A 14,472-nucleotide genomic window follows, 5' to 3' on the forward strand; every position below is an offset into this window, starting at 1 on the left:
GGAGTACGTATGGATATTATCGCTGACATTATGCTGGGCATTGGCGCAATTGGCGCCGCTATTTATTGCATGGTTTTGTCCAGGCGTTTGCGCCGATTCAACAACCTACAAAACGGAATGGGCGGCGCTGTTGCCGTGTTGTCTGCACAAGTCGACGACATGACGACATCGCTAAACAGCGCAAGGGACGCGGCGGGACAAAGCGCTGCTGTGCTGACCGACTTGACCGAGCGCGCCGAAGCGTCAGCGCAGAAACTTGAGCTGATGATGGCCAGCCTGCATGACCTGCCTGACGTCAAGCAGGCGCTGGGCCCTGACGTGCCGCCACCCGATCCGCCCACCGACCCGGCACAGCATCAAAGCACTGACGTCGGCAACACTGCGCCGCCGATGTTTTTCAGCCATCGTGTAATGGAAGCAGCAGAATGAATCGCGTGAAAACAAAGCAAAAATCTGCCCGCCGCCGAGCCACCGGCCGCCGCACATTGCTTACAATCGCACTGCTGCTGAGCGCGTCGGGTCTAGTTCGTCTGGGCGGGATTGGATTTGCTGTTGCGGAGGATTTTAACGAACTTCTGCGCGGCACATCGGTTGGTAATGGCGAACGCCCGGCCTGCACAACCGAAGCTGACATAGAGACGGTCCTCTCTGCTCTTCAAAAACGTGAAACGACTTTGGTTGAGAATGAGACCGCACTTGAGGCGCGCCTGAAAACACTCGCGGTTGCCGATCGGGAGCTGACAGAAAAAATGCAGGCGCTGGTGGCGGCAGAAGATCAATTGGCCGCCACGATGGCCGTCGCGACAACTGCCGCGTCCGACGATCTTGCACGTTTGACCGCGCTTTATGAAAGCATGAAGCCGAAACAGGCCATTCCACTTTTCGAAACCATGGACCCAGAATTTGCCGCCGGTTTTCTGTCGCGCATGAAGCCAGCCGTTGGCGCCCAGATCATGGCCGGGCTCGATCCGCAAACAGCCTATGCCATCAGTGTAGTTTTTGTCGGTCGCAACTCAGAAGTGCCGACAAACTAAGAAACTGTGGGGGTTTGTTAACCCCTTTCTGCCATCTCTAATATGATTGCGGCGCGCCGAAACAAGGGGGGCGAAATGATTGGATTTGTTGGCATCGCACTAATTTTTGTGATGGTCTTTGGTGGCTATCTGGCCGCCGGCGGCAAGATGGGAATTATCCTTAAATCCCTACCATTCGAATTTACGATGATTGGCGGCGCGGCGGCCGGGGCGTTCATTATTTCAAATGATATGGCAGCCATCAAACACACCCTGAAGGACCTTGGTAAAGTCTTCAAAGGTCCGAAATGGCAGCCGGAAGATTACCGCGATCTCCTTTGCCTCCTGTTTGAATTGATCAGACAGGCGCGCCAAAACGCAGTCGCGCTGGAGGAGCATATCGAAAACCCGGAAGAAAGCGCGATTTTCAGCCGCTACCCCAAGATACTTGCAGACCATGAAGCGGTCGCACTCATCTGTGACACCTTGCGATCTGCGTCGATGAACTACGACGATCCCCATCAAGTGGAGGAGGTCCTCGAAAAACGGATGGACGCTAATTTGCATCACGCGCTGCACTCCAGTCACGCGCTGCAAACGGTCGCGGACGGCCTGCCCGCCTTGGGTATTGTCGCCGCCGTTCTGGGCGTGATCAAAACCATGGGTTCGATTGACCAGCCGCCGGAAATTCTCGGCAAAATGATTGGCGGGGCGCTGGTCGGAACGTTCTTGGGGGTGTTCCTGGCCTACGGACTCGTTGGACCTTTTTCGGCGAAAGTAAAAACAGTGGTGGAAGAAGACGCGCATTTCTATCAGCTGATCCGTGAAGTCCTGGTCGCCAATCTTTACAATCATTCGGTCAATATCTGCATCGAAGTTGGCCGTCAAAACACGCCGGGACATCAACGCCCGAGTTTCTCAGATCTTGAGGACGCCTTGAAAGAGGTAAAACAGGTGGCCTGATGCGCAGAACGTTCATCCTTTGGTGCCTTTGTGTCTGTTGGCCGGCAAGCCTGACAGCGAAGGAAGTCACGGTAAGGTCGGGGGAACATACCGGTTTTTCTCGGCTGGTCGTGTACACAAAAAGTACCGACACGCCCGATTTGATACAGACAGAAACCGGTTTTCGACTGTCCTTAGGCAACACGTCCGTCAAGTTTGACATCTCGGCAGTTTTTGACCTGATTCCGCGCACGCGTATCTCCGCACTGACATCACAGGGCGGCGGCATTCTGGAGATAACCGTGCCGTGCAAATGTGACGCGAGGACAGAGGTTTTGCCAACCGGGCAATTCGTGATCGACATTTCTGACACGCCACTGCCCAGCGCGAAATCTTCGTTGCAAGATGACACGCAAACCATAGCCCGCGCTGAAAATCACCAAACCCAACTTAGTACGCGCCTGGCCCGGCGAGGGCTTCCCATCGCCATCGGTGAAGCCGAAAACCAACAAGTTTTGCCCGTGAGTCAAACCAACAACCACCCTGACCAAGACCTACCGGCGACCAAACCCGCAGCAACCGAACCTCATCCGCTGACGGAACAGGGGCTTTTGGAACAATTGGCGCGCGCCGCGTCGCAGGGACTCGTTATCGCACCGCCCATTCCCGCCCTTCCAGACAGCGAACAAGCGCTGGCGCCGCCCCTAGTTGAACAAACACAATCGCAGGAATTGCCGACGCCTCCGCAATCGGCAAATGACCACCTGCGAGTCCAGACCTCGGTTGATCGTGACTTCGGCGGTTCAATCGGCACCCCAGCTGCGGTTGAAGACGGTACGCCCTGTCTACCGGCTCGGTCATTTGCAATTGCGGACTGGGGCGACGACGATGAGCGCTCGCTGGATTTCGCGGCACACAAAACGAATTTGTTGGCAGAATTCGATACGCTGGATCAGCAGGCATTCAAACAAATCCTACAGCATCAAATTTATTTGACTTTTGGCGCCGAGGCGCAGGCTTACATGAGAACGTTTGGTGCGGGTTTTGACGATGACGCAAACTTGCGGTTGATGGCGGACGTCATGGAAACCGGTTCCTCCGGAGATTTCGCTCGCATGGCCAGTCAGCTGGCTTGTGAAGGCCCAGTTTCGCTTTGGGCCGTGCTGGCACATCCCCGACTTCCCAGAGATCAGCGTATCAACACGGCTGCGGTGATCTCGGAATTTTCCGTCTTACCACGTCACCTCCGCGTCCATCTTGGCCCAATGGTGATGCGCAAGTTTTTGGCGATTGGGGACACAGAAACAGCTATCGAGATCAATGGTATTGTGCAACGCGGCGTACCAATTCAGGAGACTGCCAACGCCCTTTCCGAAGCGCAGCTCTCCATGGCAACCGGACAAGATACCCAGGCCAGAGATACACTGACCAAAATCGTTGACGCAGACGACCAAAACTCCGTGGAGGCCGTACTTTTGCTTGTCGCAAGTCATATCGAAAACCAGCAAGGCATTCCGGACCGTACGCTGGAACTTCTGGCTTCGCTTGCGCATGAACATCGATCTACTGAAAGGGGCGCCGATCTTGCCATTGCTGAGATCAGAGCGCTGATTCATACGGCGCGGTTCACGGCTGCAAAGACAAAATTAGCCGGCCTTGAGCAGTTCCCAGACAAAAGCAACGACGAGCATCTCGCCTTATTGGAAGAGTTTGGTTCAGCATTGGCAAATTCAGGGTCGAATGCCACGTTTCTTCGACATGCAATCGGTCTTCCTATCTGGTCGGAAGCCACTGAGGTCACGCGCATCATGCTAGCAGACAGGTTGCTAACGCTGGGGTTTGCAGAGACGGCAAAGCGCTTGTTGTTGGATCAGCCCATGCCTCCAAGCCGCGAAGCGCGCCTGCTGATCGCTAAGGCCGCTTTAGCGCTTGGTGAAGTCAAGGTCGCCATGGGCTACCTGAGTGGTCTTTCTAGCCCCGAGGCCATGCAACTGCGCGCAGCAGCACTTGATGAACCCGACGAGCAGGCGATTTCAATTGCCGAGCCCCAAGACACGCCGCAAATAGGCGACGGCAACCAACAGCCAGAAACATCACTTGAAAAGTTACGCACGCTGATCGAACAAAGCCAGGAAGCCCGGGCCATCGTCGACGCCGCTTTGAAAGATGCCCCGGTCCGCTAGGCCTTGTTTGTGGTTACCGCTTGTTAAGCATGCGCTCGTAAATTGGGGGCAACACACAAGCGGGAACTTCGACTCGATGGCCAACGACAATCTCTCCGGCGGCGAACCACGCCAGTCAGCGCTGCAAATGACGATGCTCTGTCTAACCTTTTGTTGCCTATTTCTGGTTAACAGCGCTGCGGCCTCACTGGCATTAAGCGGGCCAAGCTACACAGAAGTCTGTGAACGCTCGGCTGAGGTCGCCGCTGCACAGACTGGCGTACCCGTTTCTGTCTTGAAGGCCGTTTCATTGACCGAGACCGGACGAAAATTTGCGGGCGAGCAGCGGTCTTGGCCCTGGACAGTAAATATGGAGGGTGTCAGCGCTTGGTTTGACACGCTCCAGGATGCAAAAACCTATGTCTACCGACATTTCAAAAACGGTGCGCGCAGCTTCGACATTGGCTGTTTCCAGATCAATTACAAATGGCATCACCAGCATTTCACCTCGCTGGAAGAAATGTTCGAACCGGAGCAAAACGCGCTCTACGCCGCTCGTTTTCTAACGGATTTATTTCAGGAATTTGGGGATTGGACTGCCGCCGCCGGTGCATTCCATTCCCTCACGCCAACCCTTGCTGCAGGCTACAAAAAAAGATTCTCTGAAAACCGAGCGAGGTTTCTTGTACTGGACGATCTTGCGGCCGACCCCCTTCGTCCAGACGGCATTGGACGATCACCGACAAGAACGCGGGTGTCCGCGAGGGTTGAACCGCGAGAGAACAGGTTTCCCCTCCTCACGCAAAGCGACGGCCAAACTCAGCTTGGTTCGCTGGTTCCACAAACAGCCGCCGCTGGCCTTGGCTCAATGTTGGCCGCCCCGCCCAGGAGTATGTGGTAATGCCTGCACTCAAGGATATTTTTCACCCGACCATCCTGCTTGCGCTGGCACTGATGGCGATCATCGTCATGATGATCCTGCCAATGCCCGCTTGGGTATTGGATGTAGGTCTTGCCGCGTCATTCGCGTTGGCAATCCTGATGTTCACAGTGACGCTGTTCATCGAACGGCCATTGGATTTCTCAGCCTTTCCGACGGTATTGCTTGCCTCTTTGATGCTGCGTCTGTCTTTAAACGTATCGTCAACCAAACTGATCATCGGACAGGGTCATACCGGCACGTCTGCCGCAGGCAGTGTCATCGAAGGCTTCGCCAGTTTTGTGATGGGTGGCAGTATTTTACTAGGCCTTGTCGTGTTTTGCGTGCTCTTGATTGTGAATTTCATCGTGATCACCAAAGGCGCGGCTAGGATGGCCGAAGTCGGCGCCCGGTTCGCGTTGGACGGTATGCCCGGCAAGCAACTAGCCATCGACAGTGACATGTCAGCGGGCGCGATCGATCACACAGAGGCCAAAGCGCGCCGCGAGAAAGAGCAAGCTGAAACCACATTTTTCGGCTCGCTTGATGGTGCGTCGAAATTCGTTAAAGGCGACGCTATCGCGGGTCTTTTGATCACCTTTCTGAACCTTGTGATGGGGTTGGTCATCGGTGTGGTCGTGCATGACATGGAGATCGCCCACGCTTTCCAAACTTACGCGATTTTAACTGTCGGTGACGGGTTGGTCACGCAGATACCCGCGGTGGTGATATCCATCGCGTCAGCGCTTTTACTGGCGCGGGGTGGCACGTCGGGGTCGACGGATCTGGCGCTTTTCTCACAGCTTGGCAAATACCCTTCGGCATTGGCGACGGTGGCTGTCCTGATGGCCCTTTTTGGTTTGGTTCCAGGGTTGCCGTTTGTCCCGTTCATTTTAGGCGCGATTGCACTGGGGGCTGCGTCTTGGAAAGGGCGTCAGGTGCAGATGTTGAAAGCGCAAGAAGCCGACGCCGAACTGGTCGAAATCGACAAGTTGCCGCAGAAAGAAAGCCTCGGCGACATCCTAGATCTTGACGACATACACGTCGAGTTTGCACCTGACCTGGTGGCAATGGTCTTGGATCCAGCCACAGGGCTGGACGCGCGTATTGCGAGCATTCGAAACCATATTGCGGGGTCGTTTGGGTTGATCCTTCCCGAAATCCGACTAACCGACAACAGCACGCTCCCGCAGGGCACCTACGCCATTAAAATTCAGGGCGTCGAGCAGGCACGCAATATCTTGCGAACGGACTGCGCGTTGGTCATCTTGTCAGGCGGTGACGATAACCTGCCGGATGGCGAAGACATCAAAGAACCTGTTTACGGCGCTCCTGCCCGCTGGATCAGTGACGACGCGCAAGAGGAGGCCGCCCTGTCGGGGTGCGCGGTCATCGCGCCCACAGAAGTCCTTGCGACCCACCTTCTTGAGGTGATGAAGCGCAACTTCCCACGTCTTCTTGGTTTCAAGGCGCTGCGCCGCCTTCTGGATGAATTCGTCAATCTTTCAGACGCTCCACGCGCCGAAGCCAACCGCCGAATGCTGGATGAACTTGTCCCGGAACGAGTGCCGCTGGACCTGTTGCATGCCGTCCTTCGATTGCTGCTGGAGGAACGTGTCTCGATCCGCAACTTACCCTTGATTATTGAAAGTATAGCCGAGGCCCGGCCAATGTTCACTTTGCCAGATGCGATCTGCGAATACGTTCGACAGCGACTTGGCTTTCAATTGATCGCAGAATTAAAACGAGAGGATGGCACTGTGCCGTTGGTCCAGCTTGCCCCGGAATGGGAAGCAACCTTTCAAACGCATCAGCTTGATGGCGATCGCGGCGGTGACGTCGCTTTGCCGCCCGAGGAATTTAACAGGCTGGCAAATTCCGTTGCCGACAAAATCGCCCGCGCTGGCGAAAGTGGTATATACCCCGCTGTCGTCACATCATCGCGGCGACGGCGTTTTCTGAAAACGGTTCTGTCCGCCAAGGGTATCGCAAACCCTGTGCTGTCATTTGAGGAAATCGGGACAGAGGCCAAACCCTCACTGGTCGGGATGATCCCGGCATGATCGACGCGCTGGCACAAATATCCGACCTGACGCAAAACCTGTTGCAGTTCGGCATGGTTGTCTTTTTGCGGGTCGGCGCGGCAATGGCGGTTCTGCCAGCATTCGGCGAGAGATCCGTGCCGGCGCGTGTGCGATTGTTTCTGGCATTTGCGTTTACGGTGATCGTCGCCCCTGTTGTCGCCCCCGAAGTCTCGGTTGCCACGCTGCTGCCCAATCTTGGACTGCTCTATATCTCTGAACCGGTGATCGGGCTGGGGTTTGGTATTGCCATCCGTCTCTTGATCATGGCGCTACAGGTTGCAGGCAGCATTGCGGCCCAATCAACGTCGCTGGCCCAACTGATGGGTGGGGCGAACGCCGACCCGCAGCCCGCCATCGGGCATGTTCTGCTGGTGGCGGGGCTCGCATTGGCCGTGATGCTGGGTCTACACGTCAAGCTGGCAGAAGGTCTGATCCTGACCTATCGCGTTTTTCCTGTGGGTCAGTTGCCAGAGGCACAGGCCTTCTCGGATTGGGGCATCGCGCAGGTGGCCGGGGCTTTTTCGCTGGCCTTCGCGCTGGCGGCACCCTTCGTCATCGTTTCATTACTCTACAACGTGGCACTTGGGGTCATCAACCGGGCCATGCCCCAACTGATGGTCGCATTTGTCGGCGCACCCGCGATCACTGCGGGCGGCTTAATTCTGCTGCTTCTGACGGCCCCCTTATTGCTGCCGGTCTGGCAAGCGGCGCTTGAGGTAACTTTGGCCAATCCGTTCGGAGGTTGGTGATGTCGGACACGGAAGACTACGACAGCAAACAACATGAGCCAACACAAAAGAAACTGGATGACGCCCGGCGGCGGGGCGAGGTCGCGCGCTCTGCTGACCTGAACACGGCAATCTCTTATCTGGCCCTCTTGCTCGTCGCGACGTCTATCGGGTCTGCAAGCCTGAAAGGTCTGGGCGCACTTCTTGCTGGATCCCTTGCGCGATCAGACCAGATTTCTGAGGCCATCTTTCATGGTGGCGCCCCCTTCACCGCGTCTCTTCTGACGGGCATTGGTCAACATGTAGCGCCTTGGCTATTTGCGCCCGCTTTGGCCGTTCTGCTTCTAACGATTGCCACGCGCAGTTTCGTCGTCGCGCCGGAAAAACTGCAACCGAAACTGAACCGGTTGTCCTTGATCTCAAACGCCAAGAACAAGTTTGGCCGGTCAGGTTTGTTTGAATTTGCGAAAAGCTTTGTGAAATTGACAATCTATGCGCTTGTGCTGGGTGTTTTCATCTGGATGAACCTTCCGGAAATGCTTGCAACCATGTCGTTGAGCGCAGGAATGACGACTGTTGTCTTGCTGGACCTGTGTGTCGAATTTTTCGCCCTTGTTCTGTTGGTTGCACTCATCATCGGCGGCATCGACTATTTCTGGCAACATCATGAACATCTGCGGAAAAACCGCATGTCCCACAAGGACCTGATGGACGAAATGAAGCAGAACGAAGGTGATCCGCATATGAAAGCCCAGCGTCGGCAAAAGGGCTATGACATCGCGATGAACCAGATGCTGGCCGACGTTCCAGAAGCCGACGTGATTGTCGTGAACCCCACACATTATGCGGTGGCTTTGAAATGGTCCCGCATGCCCGGTGCGGCGCCGATCTGTGTTGCGAAAGGCGTGGACAAAATCGCCGGGCGAATCCGCGAGGTGGCCAACGAAAACGGTGTTCCTATTCACAGCGACCCGCCGACAGCACGCGCCCTTTTCGCTACGGTCGAGATTGGTGACGAGATACCACAGGACCAGTACAAGGCTGTCGCTGCCGCGATCCGCTTCGCCGAGAAGATGCGCAAACGCGCGCGCGGCATGTTCGAGGCGAACACATGAGCAACCCGCTCACCGATTTGCGCGCGTTGGCTGCAATGCAACACGAGGCTGCCATGTCCAACCTATCGCGTCACAATCGCATGATCCTGACCCTGGAAGACCAAATTGCACAGCTGCGCGCGCGGCTTTACGCGACCCCCACCGCTGAGGGCGACGACGGCTTGTCGCTGTCGCTGACCAGCGGGCATTACGACACTTGGCAGCGCTGGGCAGAGCGGGAACTGGCGGCGCTCAATGCAGAACTGGCCCGCGAACGGGCTGAACGCGAGAGTTTTGTCTTATCGGCCAAACGCGCCTTTGGCCGGAAGTCTGCAACCGATGCCTTGTTAAAGAAATACAAAGCCGAGAAACGGATCGCCGCGCGGAAGCGGTTGGAACACGATGCGGCAAACGATCAGAGGTAAGAAACCTCTTTCCTTTTGACCCCCACCGGTCTATAGGCACGGCTTCAACTGCGGGGCTTACACCCTTGGAGGATTCCCGCATCAACAAACTGGAGAATTTCCATGGCAAAACAGATTCCTGATCTTGACGCCACGGTACGGACGGGGACAGGCAAGGGGGCCGCTCGTCAAGCTCGCCGCGAAGGCTTGGTACCGGGTATCGTGTATGGTGGTGGTGAAGACCCGCTGCCGATCAACATCCCCTTCAACGACCTGCTGAAAAAGCTGAAAGCTGGCCGTTTCCTTTCGACACTTTGGAACCTGAAAGTAGACGGCCACGATGACTTCCGCGTCATCTGCCGCAACGTTCAGCGTGACGTCGTGAAGGACCTTCCGACCCATCTTGACCTGATGCGCCTGCACCGCAACACGCGGATCAGCCTGTTCATTCACGTTGAGTTCGCCAACGAAGAAGAAGCACCCGGCCTGAAAAAAGGTGGCGTGCTGACCGTTGTTCGCCCAGAAGTCGAACTGAACGTTCTTGCCGGTGAGATCCCTGAGCAGATCGTTGTCGACCTGACTGGCCGCGAAGTCGGCGATGTCATTCACATCTCGGATGTGGATCTGCCGAAAGGTGCAAAAGTCACCGTTGACCGTGATTTCGTAATCGCCAACATCTCGGCTCCAAGCTCGCTGCGTTCTGCGGATGACGAAGAAGAAGAGACAGAAGAGGTCGCACCAGACGAAGTCGAAGCGACTGAAATGAAGTCTGAAGAATAAGAGCACCGTTTTGGTGACGGAAAGCGGGCCCCATCGGGGCCCGTTTTTTTTTGTTATAGCTTCTTATTCAGATTGGTTTCGGGCCAGCGTACCAGCCATTGATTGCAACACCCGCCAGCGCCCACTAATTTACGTGAAATGCCATCCCATCCGGCAGAGAGTGAATGCGCGAAAGGTCAGACCATGAAGTTGTTCGTAGGCTTGGGCAATCCCGGCCCGAAATATGCGGGGAACCGCCACAATATCGGGTTTATGGCGCTTGACCGAATCGCAAAAGATCATGGCTTTGCTCCGTGGCGGGGCAAGTTTCAGGGTGCCGTGACCGAAGGGCGGTTGGGCCGCGAGAAGGTTATACTTCTTAAACCCGAGACATTCATGAACCTGTCTGGCCAGTCGGTGGGTGAAGCGATGCGGTTTTACAAACTGACCCCTGACGACATCACTGTATTCCACGATGAACTGGACCTTGCGCCGGGCAAATGCCGCGTCAAACAGGCCGGGGGGCACGCGGGACATAACGGTTTGCGCTCGCTTCATGCCCATATTGGGCCAGACTATGCCCGCGTGCGTTTGGGCATCGGCCATCCGGGCAACAAAAATGCGGTTTCATCCTACGTGTTACGCGACTTTGCCAAGGCCGACCAAGATTGGCTTGAGGATGTTTTGCGTGGCTGTTCGGATGGGGCTGTCGACTTGGCTGAAGGCGACAGTGGAAAATTCATGAACGCCATCGGACGGCGCGTGAACCCGCCCCGCTCCTCCGCCACGCAACCCAAACCAGAGCCGACCCCCTCCGCGACGCCAGCACCTGAGAAACCGGCGACACCCGAAGATACGCGTAGCCCGCTGCAGAAACTGATGGACAAGTTTACTTGACCCTGCGCGCTGCACTCAGCCATCAGGCGGAAAGCAACCGTCAGTTGGGCTCTCCGTTCACGGCCCGTGTTCTGGACCTGCTGGCTGACGGGTTGCAGCCCGGCACGCCGCTTTCCGATCGCATGTTTGATTGGCCGGGGGATATTGGACCGCGCGGACATTCGCTGCCCTTGCGGTTCTTGGCAGGCCTGCATGCACTGGTTTTGACCGGCAAATGCCCGGAACTCGCCTCGGTCTATCCACCAAACCCCGCGCCCGACGACGACGCCCTGTGGTCTGCGATCAAAGTCGCACTGCACGACCACGCGGGCAGCCTTGACCGGTGGCTCGACAATCCCCCGCAAACAAACGAAGTGCGGCGCGCCGCTGTTCTGGTCGCCGCAGGCCACTGGTTGGCTGCGCGATATGAATTGCCGATACAAATGTATGAACTGGGGGCAAGCGCCGGGTTGAACCTGATGTGGGACCGCTTCGCGCTGGCATTGCCTGATGGACAGATCGGTGCGCCTGATCCGGTGATCACCCTGACACCTGACTGGCGCGGCGATCTGCCCACCGGCGAAAGGCCATCTATTACCGCAAGACGCGGCGTCGATCTGATGCCGATGAACGCAAATGATCCGGAAGATGCGTTGCGTCTGATTTCTTACCTTTGGGCCGATCAGCCGGAACGACTGGCACGCACACGGGCTGTCATCGACATTCTGGATGCGCAAGTCGATGCCGGCGATGCCGCTGCTTGGCTGGAAAGTCAGCTTCAATCGACGGTGCCTGATCATCTGACATTGGTCTATCACACCATCGCATGGCAATATTTCCCGCCGGAAACCCAGTCCCGTTGTGCAGCAGCCATTCGTGATGCCTCGCGAAAGGGACCGGTAGCGCATCTGTCGATGGAGGCGGACGAGCGGCTCAGCGAAGGCGCAGCCTTGTCGCTGACGCTCTGGCCCGAAGGTGAAAAGTTGACGCTTGGTCGTGTCGATTTTCATGGACGATGGGTGCATTGGACGGCACCTTAGCCAAAAAACCGAGGGTCCTCATGCGTATCATCCTGAAGCGACTGGCGCAGATTCTGCTGGTCATTCTTTTGTTGGCCATCGTCGCCGCGATTTGGAAACGCGAAGAGGTCGGCAGATTGCTGGCCGTGAACTCCTTGTTTTCAGAGGAAAAGATCGTTCACAACTTTTCGAACATGGAACGTGCGTTCCTGACGAAAGCCATGTCACGTGGCACAGGCGAGGTTAGCCCCCTGCCCGTTGGCGCGCCGATCACGCTGCCGGAAGGTGCGCAAGACTGGATCACCGACCGTGCCGTGACTGCGCTGGTCGTCCTGAAAGACGGCGAGGTCCGTCATGAAAGCTATCACCTTGGCACGTCGCCCGAGGATCGCCGGATCAGTTGGTCGGTCGCCAAAAGTTTTCTGTCTGCGCTGACGGGTATCGTCTTGGAACAAGGTGCAATTGCATCGCTGGACGATCCGGTGGAGCGATATGTGCCCGAACTTAAAGGCAGCGCTTATGAAGGGGCGACCCTCCGCAATGTGCTGAACATGTCATCCGGTGTCGTCTTCAACGAGGATTATCTGGACTTCAATTCAGATATCAACCGCATGGGCCGTGTGTTGGCCTTGGGCCAGTCGATGGATGATTTTGCCGCCGGTCTAAGCGTAACTTTTGCCGCCCCGGGCGAGACTTGGAAATATGTCTCGATCGACACGCATATCGTCGGGATGGTGATCCGGGGCGCAACCGGGCAAACCATTCCGGACTTGCTGGAACGCTACATCGTGCAACCGATGGGGTTCGAGGCCGACCCCCTCTATATCACCGACGGCCACGGCGCGGCGTTTGTCTTGGGGGGCCTGAACCTGCGCGCCCGTGACTATGCCCGTTTTGGACAGATGTTCCTGCAGGGTGGCACTTGGAATGGCACCCAGATCGTGCCCGCAGATTGGGTGGCCGCATCCACCACACCGTCAGCCCCAACGGCCAGCGGCGAGCAGAAATATGGCTATCAATGGTGGATGGCGCCCGACGCGCCCGAAGGTGAATATTTCGCTCGCGGCATCTATGGCCAATATATCTTTATCGACAGTGCACGTGGTGTCGTAATTGCCACCAACGGGGCAGATCGCGGGTTCCGCGAAGACGGTATCAATGACACCAACATCGCCATGTTCCGCGCGATCGCCGCGTCAATGGATTAAGCCTGTGTCAGTTGGCGCTGCGACCTTCCGTGTCTGACATGTCGAAACCCAGATATTTGGCGACGGTATAGATATCCTTGTCGCCACGTCCGCACATGTTCATACAGATGATGTGGTCCTTCGGCAGGTCTGGCGCGATCTTGGCGACATGCGCCAATGCATGACAGGGTTCCAGCGCCGGGATAATCCCTTCTGTCTCGCAACACAGCTGGAACGCATCCAGAGCTTCCTTGTCAGTAATCGCGACATATTCGGCGCGGCCGATTTCGTGCAACCAGGAATGCTCCGGCCCGATGCCGGGATAATCCAGTCCCGCCGAGATCGAGTATCCGTCAAGGATCTGACCATCATCATCTTGCAGCAGGAAGGTGCGGTTGCCATGCAGAACGCCGGGGCGTCCACCAGTCAGCGAGGCGCAATGCTCCATGTTATCGTTGACGCCTTTGCCGCCAGCTTCCACGCCGATAATGCGCACGCTGTCGTCGTCAAGGAACGGATAGAAAAGTCCAATGGCGTTTGAGCCACCACCGATGGCGGCGATGATCGTGTCAGGCAGCCGGCCCTCGGCGGCTTGCATCTGTTCTTTCGCTTCTTTGCCAATGATCGACTGGAAGTCGCGCACCATCGCCGGATAAGGGTGCGGACCGGCTGCAGTACCGATGCAATAGAACGTGTCTGACACGTTTGTCACCCAGTCGCGCAGCGCGTCGTTCATCGCGTCTTTCAGCGTGCCGCGACCCGAGCTGACAGGGATCACCTCGGCCCCCAGAAGACGCATGCGGAACACGTTCGGCGCCTGCCGCTGAACGTCATGGGCGCCCATATAGACGATACATTTCAGACCGAACTTGGCGCAGACCGTCGCCGTGGCAACGCCGTGCTGTCCTGCCCCGGTTTCCGCAATAATCCGCTTCTTGCCCATCCGGCGAGCCAACAAAATCTGACCCAACACGTTGTTGATCTTATGCGCGCCGGTGTGGTTCAACTCGTCGCGTTTCAGATAGATCTTCGCACCCCCCAAACGCTCGGTCAGGGTTTCGGCGAAATAAAGCGGGCTGGGCCGACCGACATAATGGGTCCAGAGGTATTGCATCTCGGCCCAGAAACTATCGTCGGTCTTGGCTTTCTCATACTCGGCTTCAAGGTCGAGGATCAGCGGCATCAGGGTTTCGGACACGAAACGCCCGCCGAAATCACCAAACCGGCCCTTCTCGTCCGGGCCGTTCATGAAGCTGTTGAAAAGATCGTTGGCCATGGGCTCACT

Annotated in this window: 14 protein-coding genes; 13 read left to right on the forward strand and 1 reads right to left on the reverse strand. The window is 56.7% G+C overall.

What is annotated here, in order from left to right:
* The first annotated feature begins 9 nt into the window (after window positions 1-9).
* The 13 genes from K3556_RS12555 to K3556_RS12615 all read left to right on the forward strand — a co-directional run bounded on the left by K3556_RS12555 (window position 10) and on the right by K3556_RS12615 (window position 13,208).
* Complete coding sequence (locus tag K3556_RS12555) at window positions 10-429, forward strand: hypothetical protein (protein WP_260517116.1); 420 nt, start codon at window positions 10-12, stop codon at window positions 427-429.
* Window positions 426-1,034, forward strand: coding sequence for a MotE family protein (locus K3556_RS12560; protein WP_260517117.1), 609 nt, complete (start codon window positions 426-428; stop codon window positions 1,032-1,034). Before K3556_RS12555 ends, K3556_RS12560 begins: the two co-directional genes overlap by 4 nt.
* A 75-nt stretch (window positions 1,035-1,109) precedes the next feature.
* Entirely contained in the window at window positions 1,110-1,976 is an 867-nt protein-coding gene (motA, locus tag K3556_RS12565) for a flagellar motor stator protein MotA (protein WP_260517118.1), read from the forward strand.
* A 377-nt stretch (window positions 1,977-2,353) separates the two neighbouring features.
* Window positions 2,354-4,138, forward strand: a complete 1,785-nt coding sequence (locus K3556_RS12570; RefSeq protein ID WP_260517119.1) for a hypothetical protein — start codon at window positions 2,354-2,356, stop codon at window positions 4,136-4,138.
* A 76-nt stretch (window positions 4,139-4,214) separates the two neighbouring features.
* Window positions 4,215-5,018, forward strand: a complete 804-nt coding sequence (locus K3556_RS12575) for a lytic transglycosylase domain-containing protein (RefSeq protein WP_260517120.1) — start codon at window positions 4,215-4,217, stop codon at window positions 5,016-5,018.
* Entirely contained in the window at window positions 5,018-7,099 is a 2,082-nt protein-coding gene (gene flhA / locus K3556_RS12580; RefSeq protein WP_260517121.1) for a flagellar biosynthesis protein FlhA, read from the forward strand. Before K3556_RS12575 ends, flhA begins: the two co-directional genes overlap by 1 nt.
* Entirely contained in the window at window positions 7,096-7,869 is a 774-nt protein-coding gene (locus K3556_RS12585; RefSeq protein ID WP_260517122.1) for a flagellar biosynthetic protein FliR, read from the forward strand. The genes flhA and K3556_RS12585 overlap by 4 nt, the downstream gene beginning before the upstream one ends.
* Window positions 7,869-8,963 (forward strand): flagellar biosynthesis protein FlhB, encoded by a 1,095-nt coding sequence (locus K3556_RS12590; protein WP_260517123.1) that lies wholly within the window; start codon window positions 7,869-7,871, stop codon window positions 8,961-8,963. The genes K3556_RS12585 and K3556_RS12590 overlap by 1 nt, the downstream gene beginning before the upstream one ends.
* Window positions 8,960-9,367 carry a hypothetical protein gene (locus tag K3556_RS12595; RefSeq protein WP_260517124.1) on the forward strand — a complete coding sequence of 136 codons (408 nt, stop codon included), beginning with the start codon at window positions 8,960-8,962 and terminating at the stop codon, window positions 9,365-9,367. The genes K3556_RS12590 and K3556_RS12595 overlap by 4 nt, the downstream gene beginning before the upstream one ends.
* Before the next feature lie 102 nt (window positions 9,368-9,469).
* On the forward strand, window positions 9,470-10,126 hold the full coding sequence (locus K3556_RS12600) for a 50S ribosomal protein L25/general stress protein Ctc (RefSeq protein WP_260517125.1): 657 nt from the start codon (window positions 9,470-9,472) through the stop codon (window positions 10,124-10,126).
* A gap of 183 nt (window positions 10,127-10,309) precedes the next feature.
* Entirely contained in the window at window positions 10,310-11,002 is a 693-nt protein-coding gene (pth, locus tag K3556_RS12605) for an aminoacyl-tRNA hydrolase (protein WP_260517126.1), read from the forward strand.
* Complete coding sequence (locus K3556_RS12610; protein WP_260517127.1) at window positions 10,999-12,021, forward strand: DUF2332 domain-containing protein; 1,023 nt, start codon at window positions 10,999-11,001, stop codon at window positions 12,019-12,021. Before pth ends, K3556_RS12610 begins: the two co-directional genes overlap by 4 nt.
* Window positions 12,022-12,041: 20 nt before the next feature.
* The gene (locus K3556_RS12615; RefSeq protein WP_260517128.1) at window positions 12,042-13,208 is read left to right on the forward strand and encodes a serine hydrolase; all 1,167 of its coding nucleotides are present in this window, start codon (window positions 12,042-12,044) and stop codon (window positions 13,206-13,208) included.
* Window positions 13,209-13,215: 7 nt separating this feature from the next.
* Here the strand turns inward: K3556_RS12615 and trpB are convergent, their stop codons facing one another.
* Window positions 13,216-14,463, reverse strand: coding sequence for a tryptophan synthase subunit beta (gene trpB, locus K3556_RS12620; RefSeq protein WP_260517129.1), 1,248 nt, complete (start codon window positions 14,461-14,463; stop codon window positions 13,216-13,218).
* Window positions 14,464-14,472 lie beyond the last annotated feature (9 nt).

The organism is Aliiroseovarius sp. M344 (assembly GCF_025140835.1).
GTDB lineage: Bacteria > Pseudomonadota > Alphaproteobacteria > Rhodobacterales > Rhodobacteraceae > Aliiroseovarius.